We start from the raw sequence: 20,291 nt of genomic DNA, 5'->3' as shown, positions 1-20,291 counted from the left end.
GCTTCGGACGTGCCGACTTCCATACCCAGAACCTCACGCCGCCCGTCGCTGTTGACGCCGACGGCGATGATGACGGCAACGGAGACGATGCGCCCGCCACGGCGGACTTTGAGGTACGTCGCATCCACCCAGACGTATGGCCAGTCACCTTCGATGGGACGGTCGAGGAACGCCTTCACCTTGACGTCGATTTCTCCCTGCCCTGCAGGCAATGCCTGCATTGCCGAAAGGGGCGCACAGGCGCGACACCTGGCTCTTGGAGATGCCGCTCATACTCATGGCTTTGACCAAATCATCAACCGAGCGCGTCGAGATGCCTTGAATGTACGCTTTCTGGATGACCGCCTGGGACCACATGGCGGGTAGCCTAATCGAGCTGGCGGAAGTTCTCGCCTGAGCAGCGTATTCTAAATCTTGTCGCGAAATCCCGATCTCGGTGAAGGCCAGGCCAACCAGTTCGCCATGGCGAAGGTGATTGCTTCGGGCGACGAGCGCCTGATGCAGAAGGCTGGGCTCCAAGCCGATATCGCCGGCCTCGAGCGGCTGCGCGTGGCCCATGATGACGATCTGTTCGCGGTGCGCCGGCAGGTCAGAGACGCCGAACGCGACATTGAGGTCTCAACCCGACTCATCGGCGAAATCGCCAAGGACATCGAACGGCTGGTTCCAACCGCGGGAGATGCCTTCGCGATGACCGTCACGGGCGTTTCCTTTGGCGAGTGGAAGGCCGCTGGGAGGGCGCGCTGATGAGGGAAATCCTCACCCTCGTCCAGCTTCAGCAGGAGGGGGAGATTGTCACCGCTACGATCGGCGGCTTCGAGCTCGTCTACGACAGCGAGCGGTTCGGCAAGTCCGACGGCTACCGCTACACTACCATGCTCCAGCGAACGGGCGCCGACTATGAGATCGATCTCGCGGTAACGGTCACGCCGCTCGGCGCCATCTCCCGCCTCGAGCACGCGCTGGGCGATTTTAACCAGGAGCGGGAGCGCTATCGGCAGCGGCTAGAGGAGGCGCGCAGGCGGCTTGTTTCTTATCGGGTCGCGTGAGGGCACTGCCTTCGCGTTCGTGGAAGAGCTCACTGAGAACCGCGGCAGCTTCGCGACGTCAATGTGGGGCTCGCCAACGACTCAAGGAACTCGGAGAACGCGACAGTCGCATCGGAACCTACCTCGACAGGCGATTTTCGTCGTCAATCAGGATGAGACGGGAAGGACTGACGTTGCCCCATTTCCACAGCACCAGATTGAGGTCGCTCCCGGTCGCTCCGGGTGCAAAACTCCTGACAAGCAGGCCATTATAGCCGGATGCGATCAAGCGCCGCGCGAAAGCTTGCGTCCTGGATTCGCCGCTCGCTTTCATCTGGTCACGCCATGTGGGGTCCGCCAGACCTTCGGCATCCATGCGTTCGGTGGCCAGTGCTATTTCGTCTCGGCAATCGAAGACTCGGTCGACCTTGGCATCATAGGAGACGAGCGTCGTCGGTTGAAGATTGCCGACCTGGTTGGCCTCTCTCAACGCTGTCATGATCGACAGGGACGAATAGAGGGCGGCCGCGCCCTTTGGATTGAACCGGCCGCCGTAGAGTTGCGCGCCGCGGCCGGACAGGGGCTCGCGCGCATAGATTGGATTGAGCGCGCGATAGAGCTTCCCCTCGTAGCGGAACGGTACGATCAAGCGTGTACACCGGCATCGACGGCGTCGATATAGTCGAGCACTTCATTGGCCCGACCGCTACGGACGAGCTGCATTGCCGTCTGGCCGGAAAAACCGGGCAGCGGCTCCGATCGGAACCAGGCATAGGCCATCAGGCCGGAGCCGAACCGGGGTTCCGTCTTGTTGATGATCTCGATCATTTCGCGCAGCCGTCGCTGGGTCCGATCCGAGCGAACACGATCCTTGCGTTGGACGGCATCCTTTCCCAAGCCCGCCGTGTTGGCGACTTCCTCACTGGTGGTTCGGAAAGCCGCCGCGATCTTGCGGGGCGCGAAGAAACCTTCATCAGAATACTGAACCAGTCCCATTAGATTACCTCTCGCATCTCTGCCTCAAATATAGACGTTAAAGTGCGTCAGTACAAGCGTCAAAAGATAAGAGATGGAAATGGAAAGATAGAAAATGGAAAAGCACTCGGTCGCAGATCGGTCCTCCCGTCGCCGTTGTCGCTCAACCGCCGCCTGCGCATCCCGGCCATTCGTCCTTCGCAAGGCTGTTAGCCTCGCTTGTCCTTCGCGGCAGGGCTGCTCGGCCGCAGTTGCGCACGGTCCGACCGCCCCGCGGTCCGGGGGGTGTCTTCAGGAGAGAATGAAGGCAGGAAGGATCGGCAGAGGGCCGCGTCCGAATCCCCGGAAAGGAAAACTCCCATGCAACTCATGAAGGTCGATCCGCGTTCGCTGAATGAAAATCCAGACGACGCCCGCCGCTCGAAATCTTCACCGCAGTCTGACGCGCTGCTGCTGGCCACGGTGAAAGCCGTCGGCATCATCCAGCCGCCGGTCATCTCGCCCGAGCTCGACGGCGGAAACGGCTACATTATCCAGGCGGGCCATCGCCGCGTGAAGCAGGCTATCGCCGCGCCGTCGCACAGGTCTCGGTGGCACCCACTTTTTTCGGGGGCATCGCCCGTCTTGGCCTCTACCGAGACTTCAATGCTTGCGCCCGGTACCATACCTGCCGCCGACCGCGGCGCCGTCATCATCGCCGTTGGCGTCAACAGCGATGGTCGGCAAAGCCCTCGAAATCCTTGGTGTTGCGGGGAAAAGTAAGATTGTGCGCCGTCGCGGTGGCCGCGATCAGACCGTCCATCGACGACAATTGGCGACCGCTTCGCTTATTGCGGAAATGCGGCTCAGCCAACCGCCGGAGTACGTCCTTTCTCGTCGCAATATTGTCAACGAAAAGATAGCCGACGAGGATCTTATCCGTCAAATAAACTGCAAATTAATAAGCTCTCACTAACTATAGAGAACTAACGGCCAGATCGAGGGCACTACGGGCTGCGGCGATCGGGATTGATCGACCACGCTCTATTACCGGGGGACTATCGATGTTGTTCAGATCTGCTACCAGCCGCAACATATTTGCGGTCGCTGCGTCAGGGGTGGTGGCGACGGTCGCCGCCTCCAGTGTTTTGTTCTACCTGGCTTACCAAAACATCGAGCAGTCGAGTTTGGACCAGATGCGCCGCATCGCCGCTGTGAGTGCCCTTGAGCAAGAAAAGACCATGAATGTGGCAATGGGCATTGTCAACGGATTGGAGACGAGCCTGTCGACCATGAAGGAAAACGGGACTGCCGATCGGAAGCAAGCTGATCTCATTCTCAAGAACCTGTTGAGCGACAATCCCATTGCGCTTGGCGTCTGGACTGGATGGGAGCCGAATGCTTTTGACGGCAAGGACAAGGATTTCGTCAACGCGGAAGGCCATGACTCCACCGGGCGCTACGTTCCCTATTGGGTGCGCGGGGGAGACACCATTCAACACACGCCCCTCGTTGACTACACAGTAGCCGGCGCCGGCGATTATTACCAACAGCCCTTCACGCAGAAAAAGCCAGTCGTGATCGAACCCTATATCTACCCGGTCGACGGCAAAGATGTTTTGATGACATCTATCGCAAAACCGATCGTCATCGACGGCCAGGTGCTCGGCGTTGCCGGCCTGGATATCTCGCTTGATGCGGCCAACAAGGCGATCGCCGCCGTGCATCCAATGGAGACCGGCTACCTCGGTTTGATCACTGGCGCGGGCAACATCATTAGCCATCCAGACGCGAAACTCGTCGGCAAGAATATCAAAGACGGTGGCGCCGCAACCGGCAGCTGGAACCAACTTATCGGCGAGCCCGGTATCACGCTCGAAACCGTGGACTTGAATGGGGAACGAATCTTTTCGACGGCCTACCCGGTCAAGCTCACCAGCGATGTAAACTGGTATGCGATTGTCGTCGTTCCAAAGTCGACGGTTTTTGCCAAGCTTTACAATATGGCATGGAGCGCAGCCGCCATCATCGGCCTGTCGGCTTTTCTGCTCGGTTTTTGCGGCTGGTTGATTGCGCGCGGTTTCATCAAGCGGGTCACCAACGTGATCGCAGAAACAGATCAGATTGCCAATGGCGACCTGAACGTGGAACTCAAGGATCGCAATCGCAAGGACGAAATTGGCGACCTATCGCGCTCGCTTGCAATTCTCCTAGACAGCAATCGCCAGAAAATCAGATTGGAAAAAGAGGCGACGGCTCTTCATGCCACTCAAGAAGCCGAACGTGCCGAGCGTGCCCGTATCAGCACAGCACAGGAAGAGGAAGTAAAGTTTGCAGTCAGCGAGCTGGCATTGGGCTTGGCAAAACTCTCTGATGGCGACATGACAGTGCGGCTGGGCCGTCCGTTTACGACCGCCCTCGATGAAATTCGCGGGAACTTCAACCATTCGGTTGAAAAGCTACAAGCGGCAATGATCTCCTTTTCGGAAAGTGCGGCTGTTATCCAGGCCGGTTCCGAAGAAATCAAATCGGCTGCCGACGACCTTGCACGGCGTACCGAACAGCAGGCGGCTTCTGTCGAGGAAACCGCAGCAGCGCTCGAAGAGATTACTACTTCCGTCAAGGACTCGGCCATTCGAGCGGAGGAAGCTGGATCGGTTGTCAGCCGCACCAAGGAAGATGCCGAACGGTCGGGTGAAGTCGTCCGCCAAGCCGTTGCCGCGATGAGCAGCATCGAGCAGTCATCGCAGTCGATCTCGAACATCATCGGTGTGATCGATGACATTGCCTTCCAGACGAACCTTCTGGCGCTGAACGCCGGTGTCGAAGCGGCGCGTGCCGGTGAAGCCGGAAAGGGATTTGCAGTGGTTGCGCAGGAGGTTCGCGAACTGGCGCAACGCTCGGCCGCTGCTGCAAAGGAAATCAAGACATTGATCACAACGTCTGGTGACGAGGTGAAGCGCGGCGTCAACCTTGTTGGCCGGACCGGAGACGCACTGCAATCAATCGTCGCCGAGGTGCAGCGTATCAACGGCAACGTCCAAGCGATTGTTCAGGCCTCGCGCGAACAATCCACCGGGCTGCAGGAAATCAATACGGCCGTGAACCAGATGGATCAGGCGACGCAGCAGAATGCCGCCATGGTCGAAGAATCGAACGCAGCTTCGCACACGCTGGTGACAGAAGTATCCTCATTGTCTGGACGGCTGGGCCAGTTCAATCTCGGCGCCCTGAACAAGGTCTGGAGGCCGACAAATCAATCCCATGTCCAAACAACCCGTCGCCCAACCCTCACAACAGCCGCTTAGAAGCCGCTTGCCGACCAAAGTCTGGCAGAAACCGGTAGCGGGCTTCGACAGACAATTTTGGGGGTTATGGCACATTGTTTGTGGCTTAACGGTTCTTGGATGGTTCATTAAGGCCTGAACACGTCCCCCGTCACCTGCAGAACCATCGTTTCCCTCGATTGGGACGAGCAAAGATCAAGTCTAAGCGCAACATTTCTTGCGCTTATTCCCAAGCCCAGCGACCATCCAGCCCGGTGCCGCAGGAACCGCCGACATTGCGGGTTGCAAGTCGGCACAGGTGTCAGGCTGGCGAGTTGGGCGGTGATGATCTCCGGCTCGGGAGCACAGCCTGCGTTAGCACATTTTCAATGACTTCTCGGTCTTGGCGTCGAAAATATGCACCTTCGTAAGGTCGGGCGTGATCGAGATCGCGTCGCCGGACTTAAGTGCGAGGCGGTCTCGAACGGTCGCAACTATCTGTGCGGTCCCCAGCGTCGCCGTTATTTGCGTTTCTGCACCGGTCGGCTCGATGAGCGTGACCTGTGCCGTCGAACCACCCTGATTGATGACCAGGTGTTCCGGCCGAATTCCGTAGACGATCTCTTGTCCTCGCTCGAGCGATACGGTTCCGGGAATCGGCAACCGTGCACCGCTGTCCGCGACAAACTCGATCGGCCCGTCGGTGCTGACTTTGCCTTCGATGAAGTTCATTCCGGGTGAGCCGATAAAGCCGGCGACGAAAAGGTTGGCCGGCCGGTCGTAAAGGTCGAGCGGAGAGCCGATCTGTTCGACGTAACCGTCGCGCATAACGACGATCCGGTCTGCCATCGTCATCGCTTCGATCTGGTCGTGCGTGACATAAATGGTGGTGGTCTTCAGGCGCTGGTGCAGTTGCTTGATCTCGGAGCGCATCTGCACCCGGAGCTTGGCATCCAGATTGGAAAGCGGCTCGTCAAACAGGAATACCTGCGGCTGACGGACGATCGCCCGGCCCATGGCGACGCGTTGGCGCTGTCCGCCCGATAGATTTCGGGGATGGCGGTCGAGCAGATGCTCAAGTCCCAGTATTTGCGCCGCCTCGCGGACGCGACCATTGATCTCTTCCTTGGGTGCCTTTGCCAGCCGAAGGGAAAAGCCCATGTTCGCCTCAACGGTCATATGCGGATACAAGGCATAGGACTGAAACACCATCGCAATGTCACGCTCCTTGGGGGCGACATTGTTGACGACCCGCCCGCCGATGGAGATGCGTCCACCGGAAATTTCCTCCAGACCTGCGATCATCCGCAGCAGCGTGGATTTTCCACATCCTGACGGACCCACGAGAATGACGAATTCGCCATCCTGGATGTCGATATCGACCCCGTGCAAGATCTCTAGATGACCATAGTTTTTGCGGGCATTCGCGACGCTGACTGACGCCATAACTCTCTCCGGCTGAAACTGTGTGACGCGCGGTCGCCGTGAAATCGGCCAACCGCCTTCGAATTTATCGGCGGCTGGACGTTGCCGCGGAATACGGCGCGAGCGCGGCTTCAATCGCGGCGAGGCACAGATCACGGGCCTGCGGCGCGACGCGCCCTGTCACGACCTCTGGATAGACCCGCGCCAGATACTGGCTGATCAGGGCCTCCGGTACTGGATCGGGCAGTCCCGCGATCAAACCGTCCACTGAACGCGAAGCCTGCTTGTCTGGCCAGTAGTAACGGATCCGGTCGCTGTAGCTGAAATGACGCTGCAGTCTCTGCTCCTCAGCCGAGCCGCTATAGTGACCTGCCCAATGTTCCGGCCGGGCGAGCATAATGGCCTCCATCTCGAGGTAGAGGCTATCTGATCCGCGCTCTTTATTGAGAACACCCCTAATGGCGTCGAGGCCATACAACGCCTCGCGTAGCGCAAAGGTCAGTCCTGGCCCGACTTTCAGGATCGCGAACCCGTCATCGACGAGGGCGGAAAGCTCCCGGACCGTCTGATAATCAGTCGAATGCGCCTCGAAGAGAAGCCCTGGCATCTTGGTGAGTGCCGACGCCAGCCCTTGGGCACGCTCCGGCCCATACAAAACGACATTCGTATTCCCGAACTCCACGCCCGGTTGGACGACGATCCCGATCACGCGAAACATGGCCTCCTTGACACCGGCTTTCTCGAAGGCCGACGCATGGACCTCTAGCGTCATGAGGGCGGCGTCTGGACCTGTGACCTCAAGTTCTTCGAGCGCGTGGGTTGCGCCACCGGGAGGAGGAACCTCGGTACCGATGATATAGACCGGCGGGCGCCGCCCGGTGCTTCGTGCCGTGTCTTCTGCAACCTTCGCCAGGCGCGCGGCCCTTTGCGCGGTCAGATCATCGACCAACGCTATCGGCTCGCCTGCACATCCCATCGACGTGTCGAGATGAAGCTTTTCGAAACCCGCCTCCACATAGGCCGCCACCATGGCTTCAGCCCGCGTCATAGCCTCGTCGGCGCTCAGCTTTTTCCACGGATTGGGGCCGAGGTGATCGCCCCCCAAAATGATATCCTCTGCCGGGAAGGACACCCTTTCGGCCATACCTTCGATGAACTGCCGGAAGGTGGCCGGCGTCATGCCTGTATATCCGCCGTCTTGGTTCACCTGATTGCAGGTCGCCTCAATCAGGACCACCTGGTTTTCCTGCGCTGCCCGTCGCAAAGCTGCTTCGATGACAAGCGGATGGGCGGAGCAGACAGACGTGATGCCACGCGGCAAAGGCTTTCTCCGGGCGCCGAAGAGCTTGGAGAAGGCGGCTTTGCGATTCCGGTTCAAATCGGCGCTCATGCCAGTGTCACAACCTTCGTCAGATGCCGCGGGGATACCGTGTCGATACCTCGCGAGCGCGCCACGCGCTCGCCCAAGATCTGCAGCGCGGGGAGAATAACGAGTGCTGCGAGGGAGAGATCGACGTCGACTGGAAGTTCGATGTCGCCGGGGCCGCCCAGGCCGATAACGATGGCGCCCTTTTCGCGCAGCTCTTCAACGAGCTTTGCTTCCGCGTCCTTTTGATCTGAGCTGTAGAGCATGACGGCCGCGGTCCTTTCGTCGACGAGGCTGATTGGGCCGTGGCGATATTCGAGCGGGTGAAACGGCTGCGTCATCACCTGGCTCATTTCCATCAGCTTCAGAGCGCCTTCCGACGCGATGCCGAAGAGAGGACCGCCGCCGAGGAACACGAAGTGGCTCCGTTCAAGAACGCGCTTGCTCAAGGATGCGTCGAGCGTCTCGGCGAGCTTGCTGGCAGAGGCTACGACCGACCGCGGTATCGTCTGGCCGACCATCTGCATACCGAGCAAAAGCATGAGGCTCGCCGACACCGTCATTACGATGCCCTCCTCGGTATGGGTCGGCGACGCAACGACCTGGTCGCTGTGCTTGGCAAGTGAGCTCTCGGCCTCGACGGTCAGTGCTGTCACGAAGGCGCCGTTCTCGCGGCTTTTCTTCGCAGCGGCGACCGTTTCAGTCGTTTCGCCGCTGCGAGAGATCGCAACCACATGCGTGTTTTTCCAGTCGGGCCAGAAGACTGACGGGCGGTTCAGCCATTCGGCACCGGGCGCCGCGATCGCCCGACGTCCGGCGCTGTTTGCGAAGGCGGCCAGCGACATGGCAAGGTAATAGGACGTGCCACAGCCTACATAAACGAGGACGTCGTCTCGTTTCGTCGCGGTGTTCGAACCCAGTGCCTTTTCCCAGAACGGGAATTGTTCGAGGATCACTTTTTCGGTGGTGTTCATTTTGGCTCCGATTACTTGACCGAACCGGCCAGCAAGCCACTGACGAGGTATCGGTTGAGAAAGATGACGACGAGGGCCGGGATGACGATCGCGATGGATCCGCTGGCTGTGATCAGCCCGTAGTCGATGAAGTTTTTCGTGACGAACTCAGGGATGAGAACCGTCAATGGCTTGGTCGCTTGTGGCGAGAAGATGAGCGGGACGAGATACTGCCCCCATGCGCCCAGGAAGGTGAGGATGGCGGCTGCGGTCAGGCCGGGAGCTGCCAGTGGAAGCACGATGTTGAAGAAGATGTAGAGACGTCCTGCGCCGTCGAGCTGCGCCGCCTCCTCAAGTGCCAACGGCAGTGCTTCGAAAACGCTTCGCAACAGCCAGAGAGAGAGCGGCAGATAGGCCGAGACATAGATTAGAGCAACACCGACGTAGGTGTCGACCAGATGCATCTTGATCATTATCTGATAAAGGGGGATCAGGACGGCATAGGCTGGGATCGCCAGTGTTGCCACGACCACGCCGAAAAGGGCGTTTCGGCCGGGAAACCGCATGCGGGTGAACGCATAGGCACCCAGAGCGGAAATTGCCACGCACAAGATCGTTGCCGCCGCCGAGGTGACCACGCTGTTCAGCAGCGCGGCGCGAAACTGTTTCCAGACTTCAACCCCGCCGATCCGGTCGACGTTGATCCCGAGAAGGCGGGAATAGTGGTCGAGCGTGAAGTGCTGGGGGAAGAAGTTGATGGGCCTCACGGAAAAGTCGTCCGTCGGCGTCACGGAACTGGCGATCGTCCAATAGACCGGTCCAAGCGACCAGACCAGCAGCACGACGACGCCGATCCATATCTGCAGGCGATAAAGAAAGGTGGGTTTCATCAGTCGAACCGTGTGTTGCGATAGACCCGAAGGACGTATACGAGCGAGACCAGAAGCGAGACGAAGGTAATGACAACCGAGAGCGCCATACCGTAGGAGAACCGCAGGTTCTGGAACGTCTCCAGATAGATCTGGACGAGAATAGGTCGTGTTTCGAGACTTGATCCGGCAAGCACCCACGCCTCGTCGAAGAGGTTAAAAGCATTCACGGTCGCATTGGTCATCGCGACGGCAATGGCGCTGCGCACCAATGGGAGTGTGACCAGAGCGAACATTTGCGGACGCGTCGCGCCGTCTATGCGAGCGGCTTCATAAAGATGAGCTGGGATACTCTGCATTGCAGCAAGTACGATAACGATCGTTAGAGGCATCATCCGCCAGACGTGGACGACGGTAACCGCGATAATCGCGCTCGTGCGATCGTTGAACCAGACGTGATTTTCGAAAGGAAGCCCTAGCGCCGACAGGATGCCGTTTAGAAGTCCAGCGCCCGGTTGATAGATCCATAGCCAGATGACTGAATTGACCACGCCCGGCAGCGCCCAAGGCAGGATGACGGCCGCAAGCACCCATTGCCTTCCGACCTTTAGCTGGTTGATCAGGGAGGCGGCGAGAACACCGAATATCGTTTCCGCGAGCACGGCCAGCACGACGTAGATCAGGGTATTCACCCACGTCGTGCCGAGCTGCCCGTCCGACAGCATGCGGATATAGTTTTCCAACCCAACAAACGGTTTTCCGGCCTGCATTGGATTGACCCTGTGCAGGCTGTCCCAGAACGTCCGCGCCATCGGGTAGAAAACGAGAGCCGCCATGGTGATGACGATCGGGGACACCAGCAGCATGCCAAGAGTGATGTCGGCGGTTAAGCCGACACCCCGCTTGTTCGTGGTGTCCTTGTAGGCGACAGCGGTCATTGTGCCATTGCCTGCTTTGCGGCGTAGGCGATGCTCTCGACAGCCTGGTCGACGGTCATCTGCCCCTTGGCGGCGCTGTTGATTGCGGTATTCACGCCGCTGGTAAACTGCGGGTACCATGGTGGAGTGCCCTGCGGAAATAGCGCTTCGACCGTTTTCGACTGCGCGACAAGCGCCTCGCCGCTATTCAGCTTTCCTTCCGAATTGAGTTCGGCCAGCGCCGAGGTGCGTGTTGGCAGGAAGCCATTTGCCATGTTCTTCTTCTGAAACTCACGGCTCGTGAACCACTTCACGAAGGCGACGGCGGCTTCCTTGTTCGGCGAGACATTCGGGATTGCAAGAGCCTCAGGTAGGCCGAAACTGCGGGTCTCGCCACTCTCGGTGGGAACCAGAATCGCCTCCACCTGTCCGGCAACCTTCGACTGCTTGGGATCGTTCATCTGACCAAGACGGCCGGGTTCGCCTGAGATCATGATGCTGGTAAGACCTTGGGAAAACATGCCTTCGTTGATCTGGCTGTCCTTGAGGCCGGTCGAGGCAGGATCGACGAGGCCGTCCTTCAGCAGCATCAGCTCGAATGCGAGTGCCTTGTAGCCGGCGGAGTCAGGCTTGGTGAACAACGGATTGAAGTCCTTGTCGAACAACTCGCCGCCGAACGCCTTGGTCAGAAGATACCAGCTCGTCGAAGCGCCTTCGGTTGCCGAGAGCGGCAGGCCGATCGGATAGGTGGAAAGACCCTTTTCMTTGATCTGCTTTGCGGCGGCGACCAGCTGGTCGAGCGTCTTCGGCATTTCGGTGATGCCGGCATCGGCGAAGTGCTTCTTGTTGACGAGCATCACGCGGAAGTCGTTCGAATAGGGAACTCCAAGCAGCTTGCCGTCAACGGTAAAGATCTTCGCGACGCCGATGTCGGATACGGTGTCTGCATCGATGACATCGTTGAGGGGCATGTACCAATCGGCGGCGGCGAACTGCCCTGTCCACGACCAGTCGAATTCCGTAACATCGGCGGGCGCCGTACCGGCGACGAGCGCAGTCACCAGCTTCGGGCGAATGTCGTCCCAGGAAAGCGTTTGCAGATCGACGTGGATGCCGGTTTCTGCTTCGAAAGCGGCGGCAACGTCAGCACCTTGCGGCGAAGGCATCAATACGGTGATCGACCCGCCGGCCAGCGGCTTGGAGTCGTCTGCGGCGGCAGGAAGAGCGACAGCCAGCGCGGCTGAGGCGAGCAGTGAAAAGATAGTTTTACGCATGTTCCCATCCTTCTTTGTTATCAAAGCTTTATTGTATTTTATTGCGCAAACGCCGCTTTTGCCGATGCGGCGACGTGTTCGATCCAGCCATCGTCTACGGGCCAGTCGAGAAGCTGGGCGGCCGCGAAAAGCGCTCCGCCGATTGGGGGAAGTTTCGGAGCGGCCGCGGAACGGCCGATGCGGCGCTCGAGCGCCTCTATGAGTGTGCGGCTTGCGAAGGTGCCGCCGGCAAAGGTCCAGTCGGCGCCTGCTTGGCAGTGACCGGCAATCGCATGGTGATGCTTGGCAAGCTCGTCGGCCGCCTGTTCGAGCAGCCCGATGGCGACGGCGTCACCGTCGTTCGCTGTCTTGTCGACGACTGCCGAGAGGGCCGCGATGCTCGATCGCGGCTTGGCAAGCGCTGTCACCCAGCCACCGAGGCTGTCCATCGGATCGGAGATGTCCAACTTCAGATGCTCGAACACGGCCTTGGCCAGAGCAGTGGGCGGCGCACGCCCGTCGAGACTTTGGCTCACGAGATTGAGAGCCCGTCGCCCGATCCAGTAGCTGCTGCCCTCGTCACCGATAATATCGCCCCAGCCGCCCGTCCGGGCCGGCTCGCCCTTGGCATTTCTTGCCCATGCCATCGCGCCCGTTCCCGAGAGCACCAGGATGCCCGGCTGGCCGGCAAGTGCGCCTAGGTGGGCGGCGTCGACATCGTTGAGCATGCTCGTGCGCGTATGGGGAAAGGCTTGCTCGATAACCTCTTCCAGGAGACGCGAGAGATGCGAGACCTCGCCATAGGCGGGCAAGGCGGCAGCGACCGCCGCCAGTGCGCCTTCGTTGCGGAATGGCTCGATTTGCCTATCGAGTTCATGCCGCCAGTCCGGGTTGTCCATGGGGTTTACACCACCGCCCAGTCCGGTCCGCAGGATTCGGCCACTGCTGTCAGCCAGGGCGAGCATCACTTTGGTCCCGCCGCCGTCGATGCCAAGGATGAGATCGTCGCTCACCATTTCGCCCCCTGGTCGGCGAATGTCGCTTCCACGCCGAGGTCGGCGAGTTGCGAGCGCCAGTGCGGGGTTACGCTTGCATCCGTGATCAACTTCGCACTGCTGAGCGGAGCGACCTTGTAGGTCGTCATCGTGCCGAATTTTGAGGCATCGGCCAGAACGAACCGGTCGGCCGACCGGGTCAGCATCCGTCGGTTGAGGCTCGCCTCGGCGCTATCGACGCTGTAAATCGCGCCATCCGCGCCAATGGCGCTTGCGCCGAGAAAGAGCTGATCGAACCAGAGGTCCTCAAGCATCGCCTCGGCCTGCGGCCCGACGAGCGAGGCATTTTCGCTGCGCAACTGCCCGCCGAGAAGAACGACGTCAAGATGGGGAATGTTCAGGAATTCCTGCGCAACAATCAGGCCGTTGGTGAAAATGCGCAACGGAATCGGATTGATGCGGATGAGCTTGGCGAGCTGAAGTACGGTCGTTCCGGCATCCAGAAAGATCGCGGTGCGCGCAGAGAGCTGCTCGTAGGCTACGTTTGCGATGGCGCGCTTTGCTGAAAGCTGGCGCTTTTCGCGCTCCTGGAAAGCGAGCTCGACGGCCGATCCCTCGGCGATGCGGGCACCGCCGTGAACCCGGTCGATCGCGCCATCCTGTTGAAGAACCTGGAGATCCCGTCGAACGGTCGCCAGCGATGCGCCCACGGCATCCGCGATATCCTGAATCGTCGAGAAGCCATTCGCATAGAGATGGCTGCGGATAAGATCCAGCCGATCTGTCTTGAGGCCACCGCTCTGGTTCAAGGCTCGTTCCCCCATGAAGTTTTTAATTTCAGTCAGATTTTCACCTTAAAAGATCAATGTCAATCATGAATCTGATTTTTATTGATCGTTTCGTGAAAGCGGCGCCTCCCAAGGAAGCGCCGCTTTATGCCAGGGCTGGAGAACGCTCTATTGATACTTCGGCAGCAGGTCACCGTGCTGTTCGATGAGATCATCGACCATGTGCCAGATCTGATCTGGAGAGAGTTCCGCTGAGGTGTGCGGATCAAGCAGAGCTGCCTGGTAGATTCGGTCACGTTTTCCTGTCAGCGCCGCTTCAACGGTCAACTCCTGCACGGAGATGCTCAGTCTCATCACCGCCGCCAGCTGAGACGGGATTCTTCCGATCCGCGTCGGTTGGATACCGTTGCGATCGACATGGCAGGGGACTTCGACGACACATTCGGGCGGAAGGTTTTCAATCAGGCCGTTGTTGGGAACATTGCCATAGATCAGCGCCGGCTTTCCCGTTACCGCGGCGTGGATGATGCCCGCGGCATATTCGTTGCTGCGGCAGACCTCGATCGGCTTGTCGCCTTCGAGTTCCCTGCGCAGGGCATGCCATTCGGAGATCTGCACCTCGCATCGGCGAATATATTCGTCGAGCGGAATATTGAACTGATCCACCAGTTCCGGCCGCCGGTCCTTGATGTACCACGACGTATATTCGGAAAAGTGCTCGCTGGACTCGGTCACGAAGTGGCCGAGCCTTTTCAGGGCGTCGAACCGGACGCGGTCGTCTGCCGGCACCTTGCCTTCTGCAACCAGGGCCTTGAGCCTTGGATAGAGATCTTCGCGTCTGCCGTCGGCATGAAGCTTCTCGTATTTGAGAAAGAATGCGATGTGGTTGATGCCGGCCGATATGTAATTGATGTCATCGTTGTTTTCGCCGAGGCAATTCGCAAGGTGGCCCGCCGTATGCTGAACGCTATGGCAGAGGCCGACGTTGCGTATGCTGGGCGCGATTTCCTTTATTGCCCAGCAATTGATCGCCATCGGGTTGACGTACTGCATGAGCAGCGCATTGGGGCACACCTCTTCGATATCGCGGCAGATCGCTTCGAGAACTGGGATGGTACGCAGACCGCGGAAGATGCCGCCGATGCCAAGCGTATCCGCAATGGTTTGTCGCAGGCCGTACTTCTTGGGCACTTCAAAGTCGGTGACCGTCGCGGGCTTGTAACCACCAACCTGCATCATCAGGATGACGAAGTCCGCGCCTTTCAGCGCTTCCCGGCGATCGAGCGTCGCCTCGATGCGGACGGCGCTCAGCTTTAGCGCTTCGCATATGCGTCGCGCGACGATCTCTGATGTCTTCAGGCGCTCGGGGTCGATGTCGAACAGGCTGATGATGTAGTCGTGGTCGGACGGCGTGGACAACACGTCGCCCAGGATGTTCTGGGCAAAGACGGTGCTTCCGGCACCAACGAGACAAATTTTCGGCATGTGGCTCTCCTCTGATGGGACGCCCCCGTCATGCCTCTTTCAATCGGGATAATCTTCCTGCTAAAAGCAAAATGATTCTCGGATCGGAGCAATCGGACATGAACTCGGAGGAATCCAACATCGCGGGCAGGTGGGTTGGATCGCCTCGCGATTTTCTCATCGAGCAACATGTGGCGGATACGATGAGGTCCGCACATTGGCACGATCACATCGAGATCAACCTGCTTCTCGAGGGATCCATGACGTACCTGTTCAACGGAAGGCAGGAGCACGTCGTCGCGGGACGCCTCGTTTTATTCTGGGCCGCGATCCCCCATCAGACGATCTTTGTCACGGCAAATTCGCCGCTGGTTTGCATCTATCTTCCGCTCGTCGATTTTCTGGCGCTGCCGATCGAAGCAACAGCGCGGCAGGCGATCTTGCAGGGAGCATTCGTTCACGAGCCGAACCCCTCACTGGCGGCCAGCGCATTGGGTGCGCAATGGGAGGGTGAGTGGAACCATGGCGACCAGGTGCGCCGACAACTGGTGAACGACGAGGTTGGCCTCAGGGTACGACGGCTGATCCTTGATCACTCGGACGGTGGATTTGATCGCAGGGAAGCAACAGCGTTGGCTGGTGGTCCTGGCATCAGGTACACCCAGATACTCACCGAACTTATCAGTACGCGCTATTGCGAACCATTGACGCTGACCTCGATCGCGAAGCTGGCCCGCGTCCACCCAACTACGGCGAACCGGGCATTCCGCGACGTGCTCGGAATCTCCGTGATGGAATATCTCACGCGCTTCCGTCTGGCGAGAGCAATGCAGAAACTGGCTGAGACGGACGATCCGATACTCAATGTTGCTCACGACTGCGGCTTCGGCTCGACCGCGCGATTCTACGATATCTTCAGGAAGCGGACCGACACGACACCGCGTCAGTTCCGTATCATGACGCGATCGAGGTAGATGGAAACCTTTGCGGCCGCACTCCGTTCCCAAAGCCGCAGAATAGGCAGAGTATTTCCTTTTGTCCAAGCGATCGGCTGGCGATAGTTTTGGGAGACATCCATGTCCGATTTCGCAAATCGCTATATGTCCTTCTTATTCTCTGGCGGGTTGGAAACTAGAGAAATGAATACGGTGGCACAGCGGATCGATTCCTTTCAAGATCATGGATTGATCTCTCGCATCTACCACTGCTGCACTCGCAACATTTGAAAGAAGATCTGATCACTCATCGCCAGGCACGCCATAGGACGGGGCGACCAGCGGGTTGAGAGCGCGCATCACATAATCTGCGGCCTGCGGCTGGTAGATTTCCCACGCGCGTGCAACGGCGGCAATTGGGCAGCCCTCGTCTAGCCAGTCTATACGCAATTCCGCATAAGGCCAGGGTTCCTTGTCAACGATCAGTAGGCTTGCCGAATGAACCGGGCCGGCTTCGCCGCCCACATCAACGGCCGCCCTGAGCGCTGCGATCAGCCGGTCTCCCAAAGTGCCTGTCGCAGCCTCGAACATCTCAACCATTGCCTGCGGCACGCCGTCGTGTGCCAGCAGGTTACCGGCTGCGACACATTGAGGACCGATGGCCGAGGTCCAGATGCCGAGAGCGTTGACGCCGGAATGAATGGCCGTCCTGCCCTCCGCATCCACCGCCAGCAACTGGCGATAGTCCGGAAAGTCATCACTCTGTCGCGCAGCGGCGACGGCATCTGCGGCGCTCGCGCCGTTTGCGAGTTCCGCAAGCATTTTTGGGCCAAGTGCAGGGTTGGTGACGTTTTGCGTCGCAACCGCGCCGACACCTGCACCAGCCCAGGCACAACGGGCGGCTACAGCGGGAGAAGACGACGAGATCGCCACACCGAGCTGGCCGGTCTGTTCACAGCGAGCGACGATGGAAAAGGTCATGGGAACTCCTGTGCCAGGACAGCTAGTTGACGTTTTTTGGTATGGGTTTGTGTCGGCCAACGGGCGCCGGCCGACAGCTATCTCATAGCGCAGATATCAATCGGGGATGACGGCCGTCGCGTCGATCTCGACGAGCCATTCCGGCCTTGCCAGCGCGACGACGACGAGGCCCGTGCAAACGGGATGCACATTCTTGATGTACTCGCCCATGGTCCGGTAGACGGCCTCGCGGTGGCGCACGTCGGTCAGATAGACGACCAACTTTGTGACATGTTCCATACCTCCGCCGGATTCCTGGACGAGCTGACGGATATTTTGCATGACCTTGTGGGTCTGCTCGACTGGGTCGTGACTTTCGATATTCTTGGCGGTGTCGAGATCCTGCGGGCATTGGCCACGCAGGAAAATCATCGCGCCGCGGGCGACGACAGCCTGGCTGAGGTCGTTGTCGAGGTTTTGCTCGGGGTAGGTCTCTTTGGTGTTGAACTTGCGAATGCGCGTATGTGCCATTCTCTTCTCCATCGGATTTTTGCAAAATGCTGGCGCAGTTGTGCCCTTGATCAGGCCTGGCGCGCGTAGGCGAGGTAGTTGTCCTGGATGAGTATGTGATCGGTCACGTGCTTGGCGTCGTGCCAGACGCCCCAAATGAAACTGGAGCCACGGCCGGACAGCCACGGAAGACCAAGGAAGTAGATGCCTTTTTCCGCTGACACACCACGCTGGTGCTTCGGGCGACCTGCGTCGTCGAAAGCGTTGACCTTCAGCCAGCTGTAGTCCGAGACAAACCCCGTTGCCCAGATGATGGTGGTGACACCGGCATCCCGCAGGTTCAGTTCGCGCAGCGGACTGGTTACACAGTCGACTTGCGGTCCTGGGATACGTGCGCCCGGCTCTTCCGGCAGGCCGAGGCCGTTGCGGGCAACGAAGGCGTCCGCCTCGTCAAGCAGAGACAAATAATTCCGGTCGCCGCGATCGAGGTTTCGGGCAAGGTCGTCGGCAAAGGAAAGTGATCCGTCACGGTAGGCGCCGGTCATGCCGGCAAGCACCATGCCTTGCGATGCCAGGCGGCGGAAGTCGATCGTCTTGCCCCCGCGCGCGCCGCTGACGGCAATCGTCACGTGTTCGAAGCCCGGAGCCTGCGGCTGTGCATCCCATTTTCCGAGAACACCGAGCCACCAGACAAAGTCGCGACCACGATAGGCGCGAGGAGGACGGTCGTGCGGGCCGACAGACAGGTAGACCTTGCGTCCTGCAAGCATCAGTTCCTCAGCGATCTGGACGCCGGACGAGCCAGCGCCGACCACCAGCACGGCGCCCTCCGCAAGTTGCGAGGGATTGCGATAGTCGCTGGAATGCATCTGTATGATACCGGGCACCGCAGGTACGACCGGCGGGATGCTCGGGCTCTGGAACGGTCCGGTGGCGGCGACGACATTGAGGGCTTCGATCACGCCAGCCGATGTCTGCACACGAAAGCCGGGGCGGTCTTCAAGCCGTTCGACCTTGGTCACGTCAACGCCGCAGCGGATCGTGGCCTTGTGCATGTCGGCATAGGCTTCGAAATAATCGGCGACGCCATCCTTGGGAACGAAGCCGTCCGGGTCGCCTGGAAAGTCCATGCCGGGAAACCGATCGTGCCAGGCAGGCCCGTTGGCAACGAGCGAATCCCAGCGCATCGAGCGCCAGCGTTCGGCGATGCGCCCACGCTCGAGCACGATGTAGTCGACGCCGTTGCGACTCAGATGTTCGCTCATGGCCACACCTGCCTGGCCGGCTCCGACAACAAGCGTATGGATCTTCTCGACTGACATGCACTCGCCCTTTTCTGTTTCGCCACGACCCGCCGATCGGCGTCAGCTATCGTTCCGCTCTAGCGAAGGGTCGGCATTGAGAAAATTACGATTTGCTGCAGCACTGGTTAGGATTGCCGAAAGCAAGCGTCCGCTTAGGCCTGCAGTTGGTGCTCGATCCGCCGCTTAGAGCGTTTACACTTTAGCAAACGACGATTATTAGGTTCGCATTGAAGCCTAGGCATCGTGTGCATAGGCAGATCAGTCGGCCTCTGGGCGCGACATATGGCGTCAGGGCCTCAAATGCGTTTTACGCTGCGTCAGCTTGAATATTTCATCGCAACTGCCGAGGCAGGTTCTATTACTGTGGCGTCGGACCGTATCCGCGTTTCGCAGCCGTCAATTTCGACCGCCATCTCACAGCTCGAGATTGAACTCAACACTCAGCTTTTCTTGAGGCGTCACGCTCAAGGGCTTTCTCTGACGCCCGCTGGCCAAAAGCTCCTGTTGCAGTCCAAGGCAGTCATCGAGGAGGCGCAAAATCTTTACACTGCAGCGTCCGAGGCGACGGAGCAGATACGTGGAACATTGTCACTCGGTTGTCTTTTGACCTTCGCACCGATGCTGCTGCCGGAAGTGAGTCAGAGCTTCAAGGCCGCTTATCCCGGCGTGACCGTGAGGCCCAGTGTCGTGGATCACCGAACACTTCTTACCAGGCTGGAGCGTGCCGAACTGGACATCGCACTCTCCTATGACCTGCTGATTCCGGAGGGATTCGAATTTACGCCGCTTGCCGAGCTGCCGCCCTACGTCCAGGTTGCCGAAACCGACCCGCTGGCAGAGCGCTCCGCGATCTCGCTTGCCGAACTCGAGGAGCATGAATTCATCCTTCTCGATCTGCCGCTTTCTCGCGACTATTTTCTCGGGCTGTTTGCTGCCGCGGGCGCCACTCCGAACATCGTCGCACAGATCCAGCATCAGGAAGTCATTCGCACGATGGTTGGTAACCGTTATGGCTACACGCTCGCCAATGTCCGGCCAAAGAACAAGGCGGCGCTCGATGGCAGGCGGCTTGTCAGTCTTCGTTTGTCCGGTGAACACAAACCGATGCGCATCGGTCTGATCCGTGTCGGGCAACAAGTGTCGACCCGGCTCGTGAGGGCCTTCGAAGAGCATTGCAGCAACCTTATTTCCGACAATTACGTGCCTGGCATGGAAGCGCCGATCCTCAATCTGCGCCGGACCAACCAGAGCTAGGCTCGCTTTTTTCAAAGCACCAGTTCCGAATATCCTATTTTTCTTTTCGA

General features: G+C 59.2%; 17 protein-coding genes and 3 pseudogenes. 5 read left to right on the top strand and 15 right to left on the bottom strand.

Features of this window, described 5'->3' with window-relative positions; translation table 11 throughout:
- Positions 1-345 (bottom strand): annotated as a pseudogene (locus AC1DMK_RS26500) (transposase); the annotation flags it as partial.
- Positions 346-414: 69 nt separating this feature from the next.
- Between AC1DMK_RS26500 and AC1DMK_RS26495 the strand changes: the two are divergent.
- Positions 415-1,205 (top strand): annotated as a pseudogene (locus AC1DMK_RS26495) (lactate dehydrogenase); the annotation flags it as partial.
- Here the strand turns inward: AC1DMK_RS26495 and AC1DMK_RS26490 are convergent.
- The gene (locus tag AC1DMK_RS26490; protein ID WP_477863308.1) at positions 1,168-1,677 is read right to left on the bottom strand and encodes an RES family NAD+ phosphorylase; all 510 of its coding nucleotides are present in this window, start codon (positions 1,675-1,677) and stop codon (positions 1,168-1,170) included. The pseudogene AC1DMK_RS26495 and the gene AC1DMK_RS26490 sit on opposite strands and share 38 nt — an antisense overlap.
- Positions 1,674-2,024, bottom strand: a complete 351-nt coding sequence (locus AC1DMK_RS26485; RefSeq protein ID WP_037060397.1) for an MbcA/ParS/Xre antitoxin family protein — start codon at positions 2,022-2,024, stop codon at positions 1,674-1,676. The genes AC1DMK_RS26490 and AC1DMK_RS26485 overlap by 4 nt, the downstream gene beginning before the upstream one ends.
- Positions 2,025-2,363: 339 nt before the next feature.
- Between AC1DMK_RS26485 and AC1DMK_RS26480 the strand changes: the two are divergent.
- Both AC1DMK_RS26480 and AC1DMK_RS26475 read left to right on the top strand, forming a co-directional pair.
- Positions 2,364-2,576 (top strand): annotated as a pseudogene (locus tag AC1DMK_RS26480) (ParB N-terminal domain-containing protein); the annotation flags it as partial.
- Positions 2,577-3,046: 470 nt separating this feature from the next.
- Positions 3,047-5,290 (top strand): methyl-accepting chemotaxis protein, encoded by a 2,244-nt coding sequence (locus AC1DMK_RS26475; protein ID WP_477863306.1) that lies wholly within the window; start codon positions 3,047-3,049, stop codon positions 5,288-5,290.
- A 333-nt stretch (positions 5,291-5,623) separates the two neighbouring features.
- Here AC1DMK_RS26475 and AC1DMK_RS26470 read toward each other — a convergent pair whose 3' ends face one another.
- The 9 genes from AC1DMK_RS26470 to melA form a co-directional block, all read right to left on the bottom strand.
- Positions 5,624-6,694, bottom strand: a complete 1,071-nt coding sequence (locus AC1DMK_RS26470) for an ABC transporter ATP-binding protein (RefSeq protein WP_477863304.1) — start codon at positions 6,692-6,694, stop codon at positions 5,624-5,626.
- Positions 6,695-6,758: 64 nt separating this feature from the next.
- A complete protein-coding gene (locus AC1DMK_RS26465; protein WP_477863302.1) occupies positions 6,759-8,063 on the bottom strand; it encodes a D-tagatose-bisphosphate aldolase, class II, non-catalytic subunit in 1,305 nt (434 codons plus the stop codon).
- Positions 8,060-9,013 (bottom strand): SIS domain-containing protein, encoded by a 954-nt coding sequence (locus AC1DMK_RS26460; RefSeq protein ID WP_477863300.1) that lies wholly within the window; start codon positions 9,011-9,013, stop codon positions 8,060-8,062. Before AC1DMK_RS26460 ends, AC1DMK_RS26465 begins: the two co-directional genes overlap by 4 nt.
- An 11-nt stretch (positions 9,014-9,024) precedes the next feature.
- Positions 9,025-9,882, bottom strand: coding sequence for a carbohydrate ABC transporter permease (locus tag AC1DMK_RS26455; protein WP_477863298.1), 858 nt, complete (start codon positions 9,880-9,882; stop codon positions 9,025-9,027).
- Positions 9,882-10,799 carry a carbohydrate ABC transporter permease gene (locus AC1DMK_RS26450; protein ID WP_477863296.1) on the bottom strand — a complete coding sequence of 306 codons (918 nt, stop codon included), beginning with the start codon at positions 10,797-10,799 and terminating at the stop codon, positions 9,882-9,884. Before AC1DMK_RS26450 ends, AC1DMK_RS26455 begins: the two co-directional genes overlap by 1 nt.
- Positions 10,796-12,052: an ABC transporter substrate-binding protein gene (locus AC1DMK_RS26445; RefSeq protein WP_477863294.1), complete on the bottom strand. Its 1,257-nt coding sequence runs from the start codon at positions 12,050-12,052 to the stop codon at positions 10,796-10,798. Before AC1DMK_RS26445 ends, AC1DMK_RS26450 begins: the two co-directional genes overlap by 4 nt.
- A 38-nt stretch (positions 12,053-12,090) precedes the next feature.
- Positions 12,091-13,044 (bottom strand): N-acetylglucosamine kinase, encoded by a 954-nt coding sequence (locus tag AC1DMK_RS26440; protein ID WP_477863292.1) that lies wholly within the window; start codon positions 13,042-13,044, stop codon positions 12,091-12,093.
- Entirely contained in the window at positions 13,041-13,835 is a 795-nt protein-coding gene (locus tag AC1DMK_RS26435; protein WP_037060496.1) for a DeoR/GlpR family DNA-binding transcription regulator, read from the bottom strand. The genes AC1DMK_RS26440 and AC1DMK_RS26435 overlap by 4 nt, the downstream gene beginning before the upstream one ends.
- A gap of 147 nt (positions 13,836-13,982) precedes the next feature.
- Positions 13,983-15,299, bottom strand: coding sequence for an alpha-galactosidase (gene melA / locus AC1DMK_RS26430; protein ID WP_477863290.1), 1,317 nt, complete (start codon positions 15,297-15,299; stop codon positions 13,983-13,985).
- Between the two features lie 182 nt (positions 15,300-15,481).
- On the opposite strand from melA, the gene AC1DMK_RS26425 reads away from it, so the two are divergent.
- Complete coding sequence (locus tag AC1DMK_RS26425) at positions 15,482-16,252, top strand: helix-turn-helix domain-containing protein (RefSeq protein WP_477863288.1); 771 nt, start codon at positions 15,482-15,484, stop codon at positions 16,250-16,252.
- 264 nt (positions 16,253-16,516) lie between these two features.
- Here AC1DMK_RS26425 and AC1DMK_RS26420 read toward each other — a convergent pair whose 3' ends face one another.
- The 3 genes from AC1DMK_RS26420 to AC1DMK_RS26410 form a co-directional block, all read right to left on the bottom strand.
- Positions 16,517-17,194 carry a DUF1028 domain-containing protein gene (locus tag AC1DMK_RS26420; protein ID WP_037060373.1) on the bottom strand — a complete coding sequence of 226 codons (678 nt, stop codon included), beginning with the start codon at positions 17,192-17,194 and terminating at the stop codon, positions 16,517-16,519.
- Between the two features lie 96 nt (positions 17,195-17,290).
- Positions 17,291-17,704 carry a RidA family protein gene (locus tag AC1DMK_RS26415; RefSeq protein WP_477863286.1) on the bottom strand — a complete coding sequence of 138 codons (414 nt, stop codon included), beginning with the start codon at positions 17,702-17,704 and terminating at the stop codon, positions 17,291-17,293.
- Positions 17,705-17,754: 50 nt separating this feature from the next.
- Complete coding sequence (locus AC1DMK_RS26410) at positions 17,755-19,005, bottom strand: flavin-containing monooxygenase (RefSeq protein ID WP_477863284.1); 1,251 nt, start codon at positions 19,003-19,005, stop codon at positions 17,755-17,757.
- Positions 19,006-19,287: 282 nt separating this feature from the next.
- Here AC1DMK_RS26410 and AC1DMK_RS26405 point away from each other — a divergent pair, with 282 nt between their 5' ends.
- On the top strand, positions 19,288-20,241 hold the full coding sequence (locus tag AC1DMK_RS26405) for a LysR family transcriptional regulator (protein WP_037060368.1): 954 nt from the start codon (positions 19,288-19,290) through the stop codon (positions 20,239-20,241).
- Positions 20,242-20,291: the final 50 nt, after the last annotated feature.

Source organism: Rhizobium sp. 05L419, assembly GCF_056397845.1.
The sequence above is the reverse complement of the archived record's forward strand: the minus strand, read 5'-3'. Positions and strand labels throughout refer to the sequence as shown.

Excerpts from the sequence above, each read along its gene's own strand:
- AC1DMK_RS26485 (WP_037060397.1), bottom strand. The coding sequence starts at position 2,024 with ATGGGACTGGTTCAGTATTCTGATGAAGGTTTCTTCGCGCCCCGCAAG.
- AC1DMK_RS26475 (WP_477863306.1), top strand. The coding sequence starts at position 3,047 with ATGTTGTTCAGATCTGCTACCAGCCGCAACATATTTGCGGTCGCTGCG.
- AC1DMK_RS26470 (WP_477863304.1), bottom strand. The coding sequence starts at position 6,694 with ATGGCGTCAGTCAGCGTCGCGAATGCCCGCAAAAACTATGGTCATCTA.
- AC1DMK_RS26465 (WP_477863302.1), bottom strand. The coding sequence starts at position 8,063 with ATGAGCGCCGATTTGAACCGGAATCGCAAAGCCGCCTTCTCCAAGCTC.
- AC1DMK_RS26460 (WP_477863300.1), bottom strand. The coding sequence starts at position 9,013 with ATGAACACCACCGAAAAAGTGATCCTCGAACAATTCCCGTTCTGGGAA.
- AC1DMK_RS26455 (WP_477863298.1), bottom strand. The coding sequence starts at position 9,882 with ATGAAACCCACCTTTCTTTATCGCCTGCAGATATGGATCGGCGTCGTC.
- AC1DMK_RS26450 (WP_477863296.1), bottom strand. The coding sequence starts at position 10,799 with ATGACCGCTGTCGCCTACAAGGACACCACGAACAAGCGGGGTGTCGGC.
- melA (WP_477863290.1), bottom strand. The coding sequence starts at position 15,299 with ATGCCGAAAATTTGTCTCGTTGGTGCCGGAAGCACCGTCTTTGCCCAG.
- AC1DMK_RS26425 (WP_477863288.1), top strand. The coding sequence starts at position 15,482 with ATGAGGTCCGCACATTGGCACGATCACATCGAGATCAACCTGCTTCTC.
- AC1DMK_RS26420 (WP_037060373.1), bottom strand. The coding sequence starts at position 17,194 with ATGACCTTTTCCATCGTCGCTCGCTGTGAACAGACCGGCCAGCTCGGT.
- AC1DMK_RS26415 (WP_477863286.1), bottom strand. The coding sequence starts at position 17,704 with ATGGCACATACGCGCATTCGCAAGTTCAACACCAAAGAGACCTACCCC.
- AC1DMK_RS26410 (WP_477863284.1), bottom strand. The coding sequence starts at position 19,005 with ATGTCAGTCGAGAAGATCCATACGCTTGTTGTCGGAGCCGGCCAGGCA.
- AC1DMK_RS26405 (WP_037060368.1), top strand. The coding sequence starts at position 19,288 with ATGCGTTTTACGCTGCGTCAGCTTGAATATTTCATCGCAACTGCCGAG.